The sequence below is a fragment of the Thermococcus aciditolerans genome (assembly GCF_008152015.1).
Lineage (GTDB): Archaea > Methanobacteriota_B > Thermococci > Thermococcales > Thermococcaceae > Thermococcus > Thermococcus celericrescens.
Genome location: NZ_CP041932.1, coordinates 778,221 through 791,482, shown reverse-complemented (window position 1 = coordinate 791,482; position 13,262 = coordinate 778,221). Strand labels below are relative to the sequence as shown.

Annotated in this window: 17 protein-coding genes; 9 read left to right on the top strand and 8 right to left on the bottom strand. The window is 53.8% G+C overall.

From position 1 onward, the window contains the following. Window positions 1-38: 38 nt before the first annotated feature. From FPV09_RS04345 to hjc, 3 genes are all read right to left on the bottom strand, one after another. Window positions 39-1,076, bottom strand: a complete 1,038-nt coding sequence (locus FPV09_RS04345; RefSeq protein ID WP_148882506.1) for a lysyl aminopeptidase — start codon at window positions 1,074-1,076, stop codon at window positions 39-41. A gap of 73 nt (window positions 1,077-1,149) precedes the next feature. Next, window positions 1,150-2,700 carry an Ig-like domain-containing protein gene (locus FPV09_RS04340; protein ID WP_148882505.1) on the bottom strand — a complete coding sequence of 517 codons (1,551 nt, stop codon included), beginning with the start codon at window positions 2,698-2,700 and terminating at the stop codon, window positions 1,150-1,152. Next, on the bottom strand, window positions 2,690-3,091 hold the full coding sequence (gene hjc, locus FPV09_RS04335) for a Holliday junction resolvase Hjc (RefSeq protein ID WP_148882504.1): 402 nt from the start codon (window positions 3,089-3,091) through the stop codon (window positions 2,690-2,692). Before hjc ends, FPV09_RS04340 begins: the two co-directional genes overlap by 11 nt. Before the next feature lie 70 nt (window positions 3,092-3,161). Here hjc and FPV09_RS04330 point away from each other — a divergent pair, with 70 nt between their 5' ends. The 4 genes from FPV09_RS04330 (at window position 3,162) to FPV09_RS04315 (ending at window position 6,013) form a co-directional block, all read left to right on the top strand. After that, the gene (locus FPV09_RS04330; protein WP_058939202.1) at window positions 3,162-3,686 is read left to right on the top strand and encodes a gamma carbonic anhydrase family protein; all 525 of its coding nucleotides are present in this window, start codon (window positions 3,162-3,164) and stop codon (window positions 3,684-3,686) included. 6 nt (window positions 3,687-3,692) lie between these two features. After that, on the top strand, window positions 3,693-4,487 hold the full coding sequence (gene uppS, locus FPV09_RS04325; protein WP_058939201.1) for a polyprenyl diphosphate synthase: 795 nt from the start codon (window positions 3,693-3,695) through the stop codon (window positions 4,485-4,487). A 100-nt stretch (window positions 4,488-4,587) separates the two neighbouring features. After that, on the top strand, window positions 4,588-5,274 hold the full coding sequence (locus tag FPV09_RS04320) for a TBP-interacting protein (RefSeq protein WP_058939200.1): 687 nt from the start codon (window positions 4,588-4,590) through the stop codon (window positions 5,272-5,274). Next, window positions 5,267-6,013, top strand: a complete 747-nt coding sequence (locus FPV09_RS04315) for a hypothetical protein (RefSeq protein WP_058939199.1) — start codon at window positions 5,267-5,269, stop codon at window positions 6,011-6,013. The genes FPV09_RS04320 and FPV09_RS04315 overlap by 8 nt, the downstream gene beginning before the upstream one ends. On the opposite strand, the gene FPV09_RS04310 is transcribed toward FPV09_RS04315, so the two are convergent. After that, on the bottom strand, window positions 6,003-7,883 hold the full coding sequence (locus FPV09_RS04310; RefSeq protein WP_148882503.1) for a threonine--tRNA ligase: 1,881 nt from the start codon (window positions 7,881-7,883) through the stop codon (window positions 6,003-6,005). The two genes, FPV09_RS04315 and FPV09_RS04310, sit on opposite strands and share 11 nt — an antisense overlap. A 120-nt stretch (window positions 7,884-8,003) precedes the next feature. On the opposite strand from FPV09_RS04310, the gene FPV09_RS04305 reads away from it, so the two are divergent. The 5 genes from FPV09_RS04305 to FPV09_RS04285 all read left to right on the top strand — a co-directional run bounded on the left by FPV09_RS04305 (window position 8,004) and on the right by FPV09_RS04285 (window position 11,313). Next, window positions 8,004-8,594 (top strand): exosome complex RNA-binding protein Csl4, encoded by a 591-nt coding sequence (locus FPV09_RS04305; protein ID WP_058939196.1) that lies wholly within the window; start codon window positions 8,004-8,006, stop codon window positions 8,592-8,594. Between the two features lie 2 nt (window positions 8,595-8,596). Then, on the top strand, window positions 8,597-9,229 hold the full coding sequence (locus FPV09_RS04300; protein ID WP_148882502.1) for a DUF2067 family protein: 633 nt from the start codon (window positions 8,597-8,599) through the stop codon (window positions 9,227-9,229). Next, entirely contained in the window at window positions 9,219-9,506 is a 288-nt protein-coding gene (locus FPV09_RS04295; protein WP_148882501.1) for a DNA-directed RNA polymerase subunit L, read from the top strand. The genes FPV09_RS04300 and FPV09_RS04295 overlap by 11 nt, the downstream gene beginning before the upstream one ends. Window positions 9,507-9,613: 107 nt before the next feature. Then, window positions 9,614-10,930 (top strand): hypothetical protein, encoded by a 1,317-nt coding sequence (locus FPV09_RS04290; protein ID WP_148882500.1) that lies wholly within the window; start codon window positions 9,614-9,616, stop codon window positions 10,928-10,930. Beyond that, window positions 10,927-11,313, top strand: coding sequence for a ribonuclease III family protein (locus FPV09_RS04285; protein WP_148882499.1), 387 nt, complete (start codon window positions 10,927-10,929; stop codon window positions 11,311-11,313). Before FPV09_RS04290 ends, FPV09_RS04285 begins: the two co-directional genes overlap by 4 nt. Before the next feature lie 50 nt (window positions 11,314-11,363). On the opposite strand, the gene FPV09_RS04280 is transcribed toward FPV09_RS04285, so the two are convergent. The 4 genes from FPV09_RS04280 to FPV09_RS04265 all read right to left on the bottom strand — a co-directional run bounded on the left by FPV09_RS04280 (window position 11,364) and on the right by FPV09_RS04265 (window position 13,259). Further along, the gene (locus FPV09_RS04280; protein ID WP_148882498.1) at window positions 11,364-11,876 is read right to left on the bottom strand and encodes a hypothetical protein; all 513 of its coding nucleotides are present in this window, start codon (window positions 11,874-11,876) and stop codon (window positions 11,364-11,366) included. Continuing rightward, a complete protein-coding gene (locus tag FPV09_RS04275; protein WP_148882497.1) occupies window positions 11,877-12,239 on the bottom strand; it encodes a hypothetical protein in 363 nt (120 codons plus the stop codon). Between the two features lie 251 nt (window positions 12,240-12,490). Beyond that, window positions 12,491-12,700: a hypothetical protein gene (locus FPV09_RS04270; protein WP_148882496.1), complete on the bottom strand. Its 210-nt coding sequence runs from the start codon at window positions 12,698-12,700 to the stop codon at window positions 12,491-12,493. 4 nt (window positions 12,701-12,704) lie between these two features. Next, on the bottom strand, window positions 12,705-13,259 hold the full coding sequence (locus tag FPV09_RS04265; protein ID WP_148882495.1) for a hypothetical protein: 555 nt from the start codon (window positions 13,257-13,259) through the stop codon (window positions 12,705-12,707). Window positions 13,260-13,262 lie beyond the last annotated feature (3 nt).

Here is a 13,262-nt window from a genome sequence, read left to right as displayed (position 1 = left end):
TTTGGTGTGTGTTGAGTGGATCGCTATTGAGTAGTACCTCACGGAATGAGGTCCATCTCGCGGAGCTCCTCGAGGAAGCGCCTGGCGAACTCGATGGTCTTGTCTATGTCCCTAAGGTCAGCGGTCTCGACCTGGCTGTGCATGTAGCGTATCGGTATGCTGAGGACTGCCGTTGCAACGCCCTCGCGGTTGATCTGCATTATGTTGGCGTCGGTTCCCGTCGGTCTCGGACTGGCCTCGACCTGGAGCGGTATCTCGTACTTCTTGGCAACTTCGTCCGCGAAGGCCCTGACCTTGGGGTTGATGTTCGGGCCGACGTCCATGACCGGTCCGCCGCCGAGCTTGGGCACAATTTTGCCCTTGTCGCCGACCTGCTTGGCGAAGGTGACGTCCATGGCTATGCCTATCTCCGGGTCTATGGCGTAGCTCGCAACCCTTGCACCCCTGAGGCCGACCTCTTCCTGAACACTGGCCACAAAGTATATGTCTGCCTCGTGGTTCTCGACGGCCCTAGCCGTCTCTATCATAGCGTAGAGGCAGACACGGTCGTCGAGATACGGCGTTGCAATTCTGTTCTCGTTGAGCTGGGTGAAAGCGGGGGCAAACTCGCCGATGGTTCCAACGCGGAAGCCCATCTCTTCGGCTTCCTCCTTACTGTCCGCGCCGACGTCAACGACTATGGTATCCCAGTCTGCGGCCTTCTTCCTGTCCTCCGGCTTCTGGAGGTGGGGCGGTATGTGGCCGACGACTCCAAAGCGCTCGCCCTTCTCGGTGAAGAACCTTATCCTCTGGGCGACGAGGGTTCTGGGGTCAACGCCTCCAACGGGAACGACGTGGAGGTAGCCCTCCTTGTCTATGTGGTTGACCATGACGCCTATCTTGTCCATGTGGGCCGCGATCATTATCCTCGGCCCGTTACCCTTCTTGTGGGCGATAACGTTGCCAAGCTTGTCAACGTATATCTCGTCCACGTGGTCCTTCAGGGCCTCGAAAACGACGTCCCTTATTCCAAGAAACTCGTGGCCGGAAACGCCTGGCGCCTCTACAACTTTCCTGAGCAGTTCAATGTCCACCATGGCTTTCGCCTCCTTTAGATTTCCATCTGAATGTGTTTAGTCAGCTTAATAAGGTTTACGAAAGAAAAGGGATTCAGCCGAGGATGACCTGCAGGTAGGCCTCCTCCTCCGGCTCCAGATGCTCTATCTCCCACACAACCTTTCCGTCGCCTATTTCGGCCCTGCCCTTCGTCGCCCTAACCTCTATTGCGTTGACACCCTTCTCAAACCTGAAGTTATCAACGCTCTTCAGCCGGGGGGCTTTTACTTTGACGAAGTAGTACCTGTCGAGGGTTTCCTCCAGAATCGTTGGCCTGAAGAATGCCATGTGCGAACTTCCGGCCAGAACCACGCCCGCAATCAGAAGTATTGCCGCCAGCGGGCCGTAATTCTTCGCGGGCTTTGAGGGAATGGTGGTTGTGGGTGGTTGGGGTGTGGTGGTCGTTGGGCTCGGGCTGGACATTGTGGTCGGCGCGGAAGGCTTTTCCGGTTCGGCAACTTTGAGATTGGCGGACGTGCCCAGATACCTACTGCTCGTGGCCCGAATCATGACTGTTCCATACCCGGTGATTTCAAGGTTAACTACCGCGGTCCCGGATGTGTCGGTTATCCTGTAATCCGTCCCCTTCGGCCCAACGGCCACGACAGTTACATTGGCCAGGGGGTCGCCTTTTGTGTTGGTGACTGTGACAACAATCCTGGTTTTATTCTGGAAGAGTGTCATCTGTAGGGAGTCCACATTGACAGTAGTGTGGGCTATTCTTCCGTCCAGATTCAGGGTTATCTGATAAGTTCCGGGGGTGGATACTGCGTAAATCACCCTGCCGCTTTCATCGGTCGTGAGCACCGTACCGTTGATGCTGACGGGGATTCCCTCTACACCCCTTCCATCCTCCCCATAAACCTCTACGTTTATTGAACCGTCCCTGTAAAACGCCCGGTAGGTGAGGTTCCTCTGGTATACAATGAACGTCTTGGAAACCTCTTTGAAAACTCCGCTAAAGTTTGCCCACAGAGTCAGGGTGTATTCCCCGATTTCAGGCTTCTGGAGGAACATATCCTGTTCCCACGAGTCTCCGGGTTTAATGTATGTCACCAGGCTGACGTTCTTAACGATGTGTCCGTTGTGGTTCATATAATATCCGATCCTTCCGGTCAGCACGCCGTTCGCCCCGGTAACGGCCTTAAGTTTCAGCGAAACCTCATGACCGTATATGTACTTCTCCTCAGAGATGACGTACAGGGAATAGTCCACCACGAGTCTGACTTTAATATCGATTGGAGCTTCACTATACGTGTTTCCCATCCTCGCTACCAGTTTCAGGGTGTACCTCCCGGTGTCCGCGTTCAGTATTTTCACGGAGAGCGTGTCCTGGTAAGTTTGGTTCGGTTCTATAGGCTCTCTGATGACCTTGCTCTGGTAGAGGAATCCTTCGGCAGGCCCGGTGATGTAAACGCTGACGTTTTCGAGGGTCTGGTTTCCGAGGTTCTCCAGCCTGAACGGGATTATTATGGTGTCCCCGGGAACCCCGGAGAAGTCGTTGTTCAGCGGCACGATTACGAGAGGCGACTGGGCGCTTGTGGGGGGCAGAAACGGAAGCACCGCAGTGAGCAGGAGTATAATCATGATGCCCCTAAGTTTCACGTTCTATCACCCCTTCGAGGGACCTCTGTCGCCCGATGACTTCATCGAAGGTAAGGTAATTCTTTGTTTGAAGGCTTACCTTATAGTTCTTGCCCCCTTTCTCTAGGTTTGCTGGGTAGAAGAACCTCCAGCCGTTGTTGATGAACTTAACCGCCACCACGGGCCTTCCCCCGAACCGCTCGGCAAAGGATGTCAGCTTTCTGTAGTCCTCCTCGCTGAAGTAGAGCCGATCATCGTGGGTGCTTTTGACCTCTATGCAGAGGTAGAGTTTCCCGTTTCCGGCTATTATATCAACCTTCTTGCTTCCGGCAGAGCGGACGACCGCGAAGCCGGCTTTTTCGAGCATCTTTATGAGTTCCCTCTCCGCGCTCGCTCCCCTTCTGTACCTCATTGCACTCCCTCGAACCATCTTGCCCGGTTAGGTTTATAAGTTATGTCGAGGAGTAAACCTGGTGATGCTTATGGCGATTTACGAACTCGATGGAAAGAGGCCTAAAATTCATGAGACCGCCTTCGTCGATGAGAGTGCCTCCGTCATAGGAGACGTCGTCCTTGAGGAGAAGAGCAGCGTCTGGCCGAGCGCCGTTTTGAGGGGAGACATAGAGCAGATTTACATTGGCCCCTGCTCCAACGTTCAGGACAACGTCAGCATACACACCTCCCACGGCCAGCCGACGATAATCGGAAAGTACGTCACCATCGGCCACAACGCCGTCGTGCACGGTGCCGAGATAGGTGATTACACCATCATAGGCATGGGTGCTGTGGTGCTCGACGGTGCCAAGATAGGCAAGCACGTCGTTATAGGTGCCGGTGCCCTCGTTCCGCCCGGAAAGGAGATACCCGACTACAGCCTCGTCGTCGGCGTTCCCGGCAAGGTCGTCAGGCAGCTCAGCGAAGAGGAGATCGAGTGGACGAAGAAGAACGCCGAGATATACATGGAGCTGGCGGAGAAGCACCTCGGGTCAAGGAAGAGGATCGAGTGATGCCGGATGCTTTCCCGTCTTCTTTCTCACGTTCCCCACATTTTGTTCAGGCCCGTTTACGACGTCTATGAGGGGTACCTTCTTGATAGGGTCAAGGGAGGCCGCATACCCAACCACGTGGCCATAATAATGGACGGAAACAGGCGCTGGGCCAGAAAGCTCGAGAAGCCGCCTTGGTACGGCCATCTCTTCGGCTCCCAGAAGCTCGAGGAGATACTCGAGTGGTGCCGTGAGCTGGGTATAAGGACGCTCACAGTTTACGCCTTCTCCACCGAGAACTTCAAGAGAACGCCTGAGGAAGTGAACGCTCTCATGGGGCTCTTTGAAGAGAAGTTCAAGGAGCTCCTCACCGACGAGAGGGTGCACAAGTACGGCATCCGCGTTAACGTCCTGGGCAGGAAGGAGCTTCTCCCTGAGAACGTCAGGAAAGCCGCGGAGGAGGCGGAGCGGGCCACCAGGAAGTACTCCAACTACACGCTGAACATAGCCCTCGCCTACGGGGGGAGGAGTGAGATAGCCGATGCGGTTAAGGACATCGTGAGGGACGCCCTGGCGGGAAAGATAAAGCCGGAGGACGTTGATGAGGAGCTCATAAAGGAGTACCTCTATTACCCGAACATGCCCGACCCCGACATCGTCATAAGGACCGGCGGAGAGGAGAGAATAAGCAACTTTCTCCTGTACCAGATTGCATACAGCGAACTGTTCTTCGTCGATGTGTATTTCCCAGAGTTTAGAAAGATTGACTTCCTCAGAATAATACGCGAGTATCAAAAGCGCCAGAGGCGCTTTGGGAGGTAGCTTTTCTCCATCGGAACCTTTTCCTCCCTGAACGACCCTTTTTAAAATTTTCCGCTAAAGCTTATTAACGTTGGCTTCGAGTTCCCCACGGTGGTGACTGATGCAGTACGGTGAACTGAGCCCAAGAATAAAGAGGGTCTACGCTCAGGTGAGATACCTGGATGATTATCACTGGGAAATATCCGGCGACAAGATAGTGGGGATCCACAAGAAGAGCAACGTCCGGGTCACAATAGACGTCGCGGACAACAAGGAGCACGCGGAGAAGCTGGCCAAGAGTGATGGGGCCGGAATACGGATAATAGCGGTTCCGGACAAGAACGTGTTCTACGTCCACAACGGGGCGTTCATCCTTACCTACCGCTACATAAAGGCGACCCTCGCCGATATCAACGACCACATCGTATGGAGCGGCTTCAAGGTCGTCGAGGATGGGGGGAACCTGATCCAGGAGGACCTCTATGAGTACCTCGGAGGCGCCCTCATCAACCACATCAAGAACAACATGCTCGCCGGCCAGGATTACGTCTTCTGGCAGTTCTACAGGTGTGAAGAGTGCGGAAAGTACGTCGATGTCGAGAGCCTCGAGAGGCACCTGAAGGGACACGGCATCAAGCACCACGAGAAGAGCGAGGAGCGCTACGAGGTCTTTGAGATAAACTTCAGGGACGGCAAGGTCTACGACAAGTACGGTAAGGAAGTCCCTATGAAGGAATTCAGCGAGGATGCCAGGGACTTCCTGAGTGAGATCCTCGCAGGGGCCTCACAGGGTGGCCCAAATGAGTGATTTTAATATTTTTGATTTGTTTCAGGATAAATGCATTTCCGGTTCCACCGTCGCGGTTATATATGATGCGTACTCCTCGGCGTGGCAGGTCTCTCTTCTTTTTCTTAAGAAAGCCCTTGAAGAGGGCTATTTTGGGGTTATGTCAAATTACAGCGTCCCCCTTCGGGGACTGTTTCGACGGGGCCGCAGTGTTGGACTGGACTTCATGGAAGCGCTCCAAAACGGCAACCTTGCAGTGATAGATGTGTTTGGCTCCCGCTACGCAAGTACAGAAAACCTCCCAGGTGTGTTCTATCTCGACAAGGTTGAGCCCGAAACAATAAACCCCAAGATAGACCGTATCTACTGGGGCCCCCTTAGGATGAAGGTGAGCTCCGGGAAAATTATCCGGTTGGTATACACCCTCGACGGTGCGGCTATGATGCTCGGGGAGGAGAACACGCTCAAGCTGCTCAACCAGACCGTGGCCACAAAGAGCGTTAGATTCCCCGATTCGATTCTTCTGCTCCCCGTGAACTCGGATATAGTTTCAAAGAGGTTCGTCGCGTGGACTTCTACCATCAGTGATTACGTCGTTCTGGCGAGGTCGTGGATCGAGAAGGATTACATTAAGGAGCTGCTGTACATAATAAAATCCCCCTGTGCGGATTTTGAGCCAGTCACGTACTCCCTGAGGGTGACGGGGGATAAGGAAAAGATATACCTGAAAAAAGTGCTGAAAGAGAACCTCAACCCCTGAACTTGGGCCTCCTGCTGAGGAGCAGCGGCAGAGGCCTCGGCCTGTACGGGAAGCCCTCAACCTGGCCCTTTATCTCTTTGATGAGATCCTCGAGCTGCATCTCGACCTGCCTTCCGTCGCTCCTCCTCCTGACGGTTACGGTGTCCTGCTCCTTCTCGTTCCTGCCGACGACGATGACGTAGGGAATCCACTCCTTCTCGGCCTTCCTTATCTTCTTGTTGAGCCTGTCGTTGGTGTCGTCGACATCAGCGCGAATCTTCGCGCCTTCGAGCTTTCCAGCGACGTAGAGCGCATAGTCCATAACTTCTTCGCTGACGGGGATAACCCTGACCTGTATCGGGCTGAGCCAGAGCGGGAAGGCCGGCTTAGTGCCCTTCGCCTGAAGCTTCGCCTGCTTCTCAAGGATGGCGTACATAACGCGCTCAATGGCGCCGCTGGGTGAGCAGTGGAGTATGAGCGGGTGCTCCTCCTTGCCTTCCTCGTTGTAGTAGGTTATGCCGAAGCGCTCGGCGTTCTCGACGTCGATCTGGACGGTGCTCAGAGCTGCGGCCTTGTCGAGGTTGTCCACGAAGTTGAACTCGAACTTGAGTATGAAGTAGAAAAACCTCTGCTTCCACATCTCGATGAGGACAGGCTTGCCGATTATCCTCGCCAGCTCAACGACGAAGTCCCTGTTCTCCTTCCAGAAGTCCTCGGTGAACCTTATGGCAACTTCATAGTCGTCCGGGGTGAGGCCAACTCCCCTGAGAACCTCCATGCTGAGCTTGTACTGCTTCTTGAACTCGTCCATGGCCTGCTTGAGGTCCCTCGCAACGGTGTGCATATCCGGCATCGTGAAGGCCCTGAGCCTCCTGAGGCCAGAGAGTTCTCCGCTCTTCTCGCGCCTGAATGAGTAGCGGGTAAGCTCGTACATCCTGAGCGGCAGGTTGCGGTAGCTTATCGTGGCATCCTTCTTTATGAGGAACTGGCCGAAGCATGCAGCGAAGCGGAGGAAGAACTTCTTGTCGCCGCTCTTGACGACGTACTGCCTCGCCGGGAAGCGGTTGAGGTACTTCTCGAGCGCAGGGTGCTCGAAGTCGTACATAATCGGGGTCTCGACCTCCATGGCGCCGTACTCTATGACCTTCTCGGTGACGTACTGCTCGAGGAGACCCTTGATGAGCCTGCCCTTCGGGTAGTACCTGAGGTTTCCGGGGTCGCTTCCTGGCTCGTAGTCAACTAACTCCTGGTCAAGCATTATTCTGACGTGGGGCGGCTCCCTCTCCGCCACCCTGTTCTTGCTTATCTCGTAGTTGGCGAACTTCCTGAGGTTCTCGTGCCCGGTGAAGTCGAACTTCTCGACCTCGACCAGCTCACCCTCAGGCGTAAGCACGTACCAGTAACTCTTCAGCTCCTCCTCCTTCTCAAGGGCTATGTTGCGCTCCTCCTTGCTGACAGTCTCGCCGCTCGGCACTATCGTCCTGCTGAGCTCCGCCAGCGGGTGGCCCTTGCAGCTCAGCCTGAACGCCTTGTAGTAGCCGAAGGGCGCGCGCTTGACCTCAAAGCCCTCCTCCCTGAGCCTCTCCTCGATCTTCTGGAGCACTTTGAGGGCGACGTCGGGCTTTGCCAGCTCGCTGCTCAGGTGGGCGAAGGGATAAACGAATATCCTGTCAGCCTTTACCTGTGAAGCAACGTCCTTAATCTCGACAACGGCCTTCTCGACGATCTCATCGGGGTTGGTCTCGTCGGCCTTCTCAACGCTCATGAAAACCGCCAGAACCTCGTCGAGCCTTCCCTTCTTCTGTTCTTCACTTATCGGCTCCGGGTTCTTAAGGGCCTTGTCTTTGACCTCATACTCCAGATAGTCGCTGTGTATCAGAAGCATTCTCATTCCTAACCACCACCATAGGCTCAATTGGAATTACTAAAACTTTTCCCCTCGCCCTTATAAATCCTCCCGCATGGCAAAGGCTTAAAAAATCCGGACTGCAACTTTCATGGAGGTGGGAGAATGGACGAAAAGAATGGCGCAAAAAGCGGTGATATCGTTCTTCCCGGTGACTACCTCGGCGTCATCGAGGAGTACTTCCCAGGGGAAGGTGTTAAGGAAGAGAACGGCGAGCTCTACGCCGTGAGAGCGGGGAAGGTTGTAATCGACCAGGACAAGATGGAAATCAGCGTTGAACCCGTCACCGACACCCCACCCCTGCCGCAGGTGGGCGACGTGGTCATAGCGAACGTCATAGAGGTCAAGCCGCAGGCGGCGATAGTCCAGCTCATTAAAATCGAAGGAAGGGAGGATGACAGGGAGATAGCCACCTCGAAGCTCGCCGGAATCCATATATCCCAGGTCAGGGACGGCTACGTTGAGGGCATGTCCACGGAGTTCAAGGTCGGCGACGTTGTGAGGGCTAGGGTCGTGGCCACTGAGAAGAGTCCCATACAGCTCTCCACCAAAGGGCCGGACCTCGGTGTGGTCTATGCCCTCTGCTCCCGCTGCAGGACCCCCCTGGTGAGGCGCGGCGACAGGCTTATCTGTCCGCGCTGCGGAAGCGTTGAGACGCGGAAGCTCTCCACCCTTTACAGGAAGATGAGGGTGTGAGCATGGCGAGGGCTAAGAAGGTAATAACCATCCACGTCCGCGACGACAGGGAGAAGGAGGAGTTCATGCGGGAGCTTCAGCGCCTCCGCCTGCCGGCGTTCATATACGTCCATGGCAAGCTGAACGACCTGAAGATAAACGTCCAGGGGACGAAGGAGGACATCCGCGAGGCCATCCGCAGGATACGGGAAATACACAACCGCGTCAGGGCCAAGCTCTACCCCGACAGGCGCGGCCTCTACAGGTACACCATAGACGACCTCTTCAGAGAGGTGGGGGCCAGCGTTTCAACCCCTATCCTCGTAAAGACCCTCGAGCTCCTCGGCGAAACCGTTGAAGTGCGGGAGAGGGAGCTGGTAACGTCCATGCCATGGGAGGAGCTGGTCTCCCTGACGGGAACCCTTGGCGGATACCTGTCCGACATCTCCCTCCAGACAACGCGGCAAATAAGGGAGGTCGTCCTGCCCGCCGCCGTTGCCTACGACCTCGAACCGGAGGACGTCATCGACCTCCTGGTGGAACTCGGTCTCGCCGAGTGGAAGAAGGATAAGTTTAAATACGAACTGGTGAAGAACAAGGAGCAGGCGCTGGAGATGCTGATTAACCACTTGAAGGGTGAGGAAAATGAAGATTGAGGTCATCAAGCGTGAGGAAAACGTCCTTGAGTTCTACCTTGAGGGGGAGGATCACACCTTCGCCAACCTGCTCAACGAGGTGCTCCACGAGAACAAGCACGTGACCTTCGCGGGCTACACCATCGAGCACCCGGTTCTCATGGCGAGGAAGCCCAAGTTCCGCATCGTTACCGACGGCAAGGTTACCCCCGAGAAGGCCCTTGAGGAGGCCGCACAGAAGGTGTTCGACAGGGCCAGGGCGGTTCTGGATGCCTGGAAGGCCGCTATAAGCGAGTGACCTTCCTTTTCTCCTTTGATGTGTTCCACGCGGCGATTTTCGAAACCCTTAAATTTGAAACTCTTCTAACTTCCAGCTGAAATGGATACATTTCGAGGGATGGAATCTTGAGGCACCCTGAACGAGCTCTTGCCCTCATCGTACTGGCCGGTCTCACAGTCCGGCTTGCCCTTGCGCCCTATTCGGCGGGAAGCGACCTTGCCCAGTTCTACGGCTTTGCCGGAACTATGCTCGAAAAGAAGGCCTGCTTCTACGCCTACGCCGATTGGGTCGGCTACTCCGGCAAGGGCTGGCCCTACCCATGGCCCTACGTTTACGGCCCGGTTCTGGCCTACCTGCTGGCCGGGGTCAGGATTCTGGTTGGGGGTGGCGTTGATTCATTTTGGAGTGATGGCGTTTACCACGTCTACGTGGACCCCACCTGGGCATTCTCCGTTAAGCTGGTATTCATAGCCACCGATACGGCAGCCGCGGTTCTTATCTACCTCCTCCTTCGAAAAAAGGGGGAGTGGGAGGGTGTCATCGGGAGCGCAGTTTACTACCTAAACCCTATGGTGATCCACGTTTCAGCTGTTTATGGCATGTTCGACGCCCTGGCCATGGCCCCGTTCCTTCTCGCCCTTTATATGGAGGGCAGAAAGAAGGTCTCCCCCGTCCTCCAGGGATTTTCCCTCGCGGTTAAGCACACCCTCCTGTTTCCAGCCATCGTTTCTTTGTGGGACTACATTCTACAGGGGGTAAGGGGTCTCAAAAAAGCCGCGCTCCTTTTTGCAGGTGCCATCGCCCCGTTTCTCCCCATGCTGCTCCTCTGTCCGTCGAGCCTGCGCACGCTTCCCGAGCTGATGAGGGGGATTGAAGTCGGGTATCCCCTTCCGTTATCGTACAGCATGAACGGCTTCGTCAGCCTGCTCACGTACTTTCACGAGGTTTACGGAATCGATTCCTTGCCCTTCATCATGCATTGGTACGTTCCTGCCCTGTTGCTCCTTTTCCTCACCCTTGTGAGACATTCCTTTGAGAGGAACCTGGTGGTTTCCGCCTCCCTCGCCTACGCCGCCTTTACTGCAACCTACTGGCGCGTTAATCCCCAGTACCTCCTGCCCCTCGTTGCGTTTCTGGTTCTCCTATCCTTCACCACCGGTGGACGGATTGGCCTGGTCTCACTCTTTACCGCCCTCTACGTTGGAATCTGGCCGATCCTCCAGCCGAGCGAGTTCTGGTTTCACGTTCACCTCCGGAACCCCAACTGGACCGTTGTCAGGTTTGTGGGCCACTTCACGATTGGAGTTGGGGGAGACGCTCCATACGTCGTCTATTCCCTCGGTCTGACCCTCCTTCTGTACGCCCTCGTCCTGGGGAGCACCCTTCCGTACCTCAAAAACCTTAAAGCCTGGCTCTCGGAGAAGTCTGGGGTGAGAGCTTGAGGTATGTGAGGGACTTCACGGACAAGGGACTTTCAAAGTTCGGAGATTCACTGGTCAACTTCGTCTTCTCGCTCGCTTTGAGCGAGTACCTGGACAGACCCACCGGGGAGAGGGTTCCCAACGCCTCCTTAAGTATGGCCCTTGAGCTCTCCGGTTTGAGGCACGTGGTTCCGCCGAGGACCGACAAGCACGGTAAGGGCGACATAGCGGAGGCAATCTTCGCCTACGCGTGGCTCGAGGGCAAGATAACTGTGGAGGAAGCCGTCAAGATTCTGAGGGAGAACTTCACCGAGGACGTTACGCACTTCTCAAGAAGAAAGGAAGCGATAGGGAGGGCCTTCGCGGAGGTTTTTAAGGTAATAGGGGAGAGGTTGGGGCTGTAGGTATCCTCTCCGCAGGGGATTTTCATTTGAATTGGGGGCAATATCTCACTTTATTCACGGTTTTTGGTTCTCGAGATTTTTGGAGCCTTCTTGTGTATCTCTCTGAGGAGGCTGAGCGAGTACCGGAAGTATAAGAGGGCGATTGCGAAGTAAATGACTGCACTGATAGAGACGCCCGTCCTGAAAAATACAGCGTACGCTGGGAGAAGTATGTACACTGCTGCCAGAATGCTTACCAGCATGTAGTCATGCCTGAAGACTTTCTCCGCCTTGTGTGGGTCCCCTTTAATGGCACCCGTCACGTATAATGCCCCCAACGTGATAAGGACAAAGAGAATTGTCCCAACTAGATAGTACTTGACCGTCATTTGGAAGGAGAACAGGAATAATAAGTAGCATGTCGGTAGTATGATCGTCCAGGTGTATATTCTTGCCGTTCCTTCCCAGAAATTGATTCTGTGGATAACGTCTTTATTGCCAATCAACACTGCCAGCGAAAGCAAAAGGAATGGTGAGATGACGATTAAAAGAAAGGAAGAGAAGCCCTCAAGGCTAACGGCCATTTAGACCACCCTGGGATCTAATTGCGTCCTGTTCTTGAGTTTCCTGAGTTCCCTCAGGGATTTAAGAGTATACACTGTGTGCAGTGTGGCGACGCCGTAGTAAAACGCTAACGATAAGGTAATCCCGTTTCTTAAGATCCCCACAAGGAGCATCACGTAAATCACCACCAGGGTAGTTACCAGCACGTAATCGAGTTTTCGGTCAAAAATCGGCCTGCATTTAATTGGATCGCCTTTGAAGTAGCCGGAGATGTACGCGTACGCGAGTGCTACGGCTAACATGCCGAGGTACTCCAAACCCCAGAGTTTGACACGCCATACCACAACTATTGTTAAGGCTATTGAGATTATGGCCAGAAGCAACAAGATGCCAATGTTGTAAAACTTGCAAACCCGCTCCCAGAATGTTAAATCCTGAAGGACGTCAGTGAATCCCCTATTCGCCAGCAAGATGGTCAGGGGATAAGCATTAGGACACCAACGAAGACCGTCAAAAAATTGGAGTTAAGGGATTCAAATAAACTCCAGAGAATTTTAGCCACCCCGTTCAGTTGAAATGTGGAACGCTGTATTTCTTAAATACTTCTTTTGAGTTTTCAAGGATTTTTGAGACTTTATCTGCGTTTCCAATTTATGTCATCTAGCGGTGCTAGCAGGTAGAATACTACAATAAAACCTGCAAATATTAAAAAGACTATGTGAAGGACACCAAGTATCGCCAATAATGGGGCTCCCTTGAATGAGCCAGTAACAAAAAATACTAACCATACAAACAGGTATGCAATAAAAAGAAGAGCAAGGAGGTCTCTTGGGATTCTCTGCATCTTATCACCCTCCAATTATCAAATTGTTGTCTCCTGGGTCGTTTGGAGGTATGGGGTCAAAGAGTCCGACTTTTAGTTCATAAAGCCAGAGTCCAACAAGAGTTGCAGGAATACCAGCCAATGCACCCTCTCCTGCTGCTATAAAGATTCCCGCCGCTGTTATTTCTTCAGTAGTTAGGCAGTATCCCGCGGCCCCCACTATGGCACTTGCAGTTTCGCTAATCGCAAATTCTGTTGGTACTTGAAGTCCAGTTAAGTCTCTGGGATTCATCTCTATCACGTACATTACTGGCCCGTTTAGTTGATTCAGATAGGCTTTGATTGCTATTGGCGTTCCGAGGTTTATGTCACTTAAGTCCACCGGCACTTTTTCCTGAAGTTCATCGTTAATTGGTATTGTGAAGGTGAAAGTTCCTGAAGAGCAGGGGTTTAGAGCTAAGCTTCTTGGATCTGGAACCACTAAATTGTCGCCTTCAGTACTGTCGTATATCTTGCCCCCGGCAAAGTAAACGTCCGTTATCCAAACGTTTACAGGAGCGCTGTCTAAATCTTTTCGCATTTT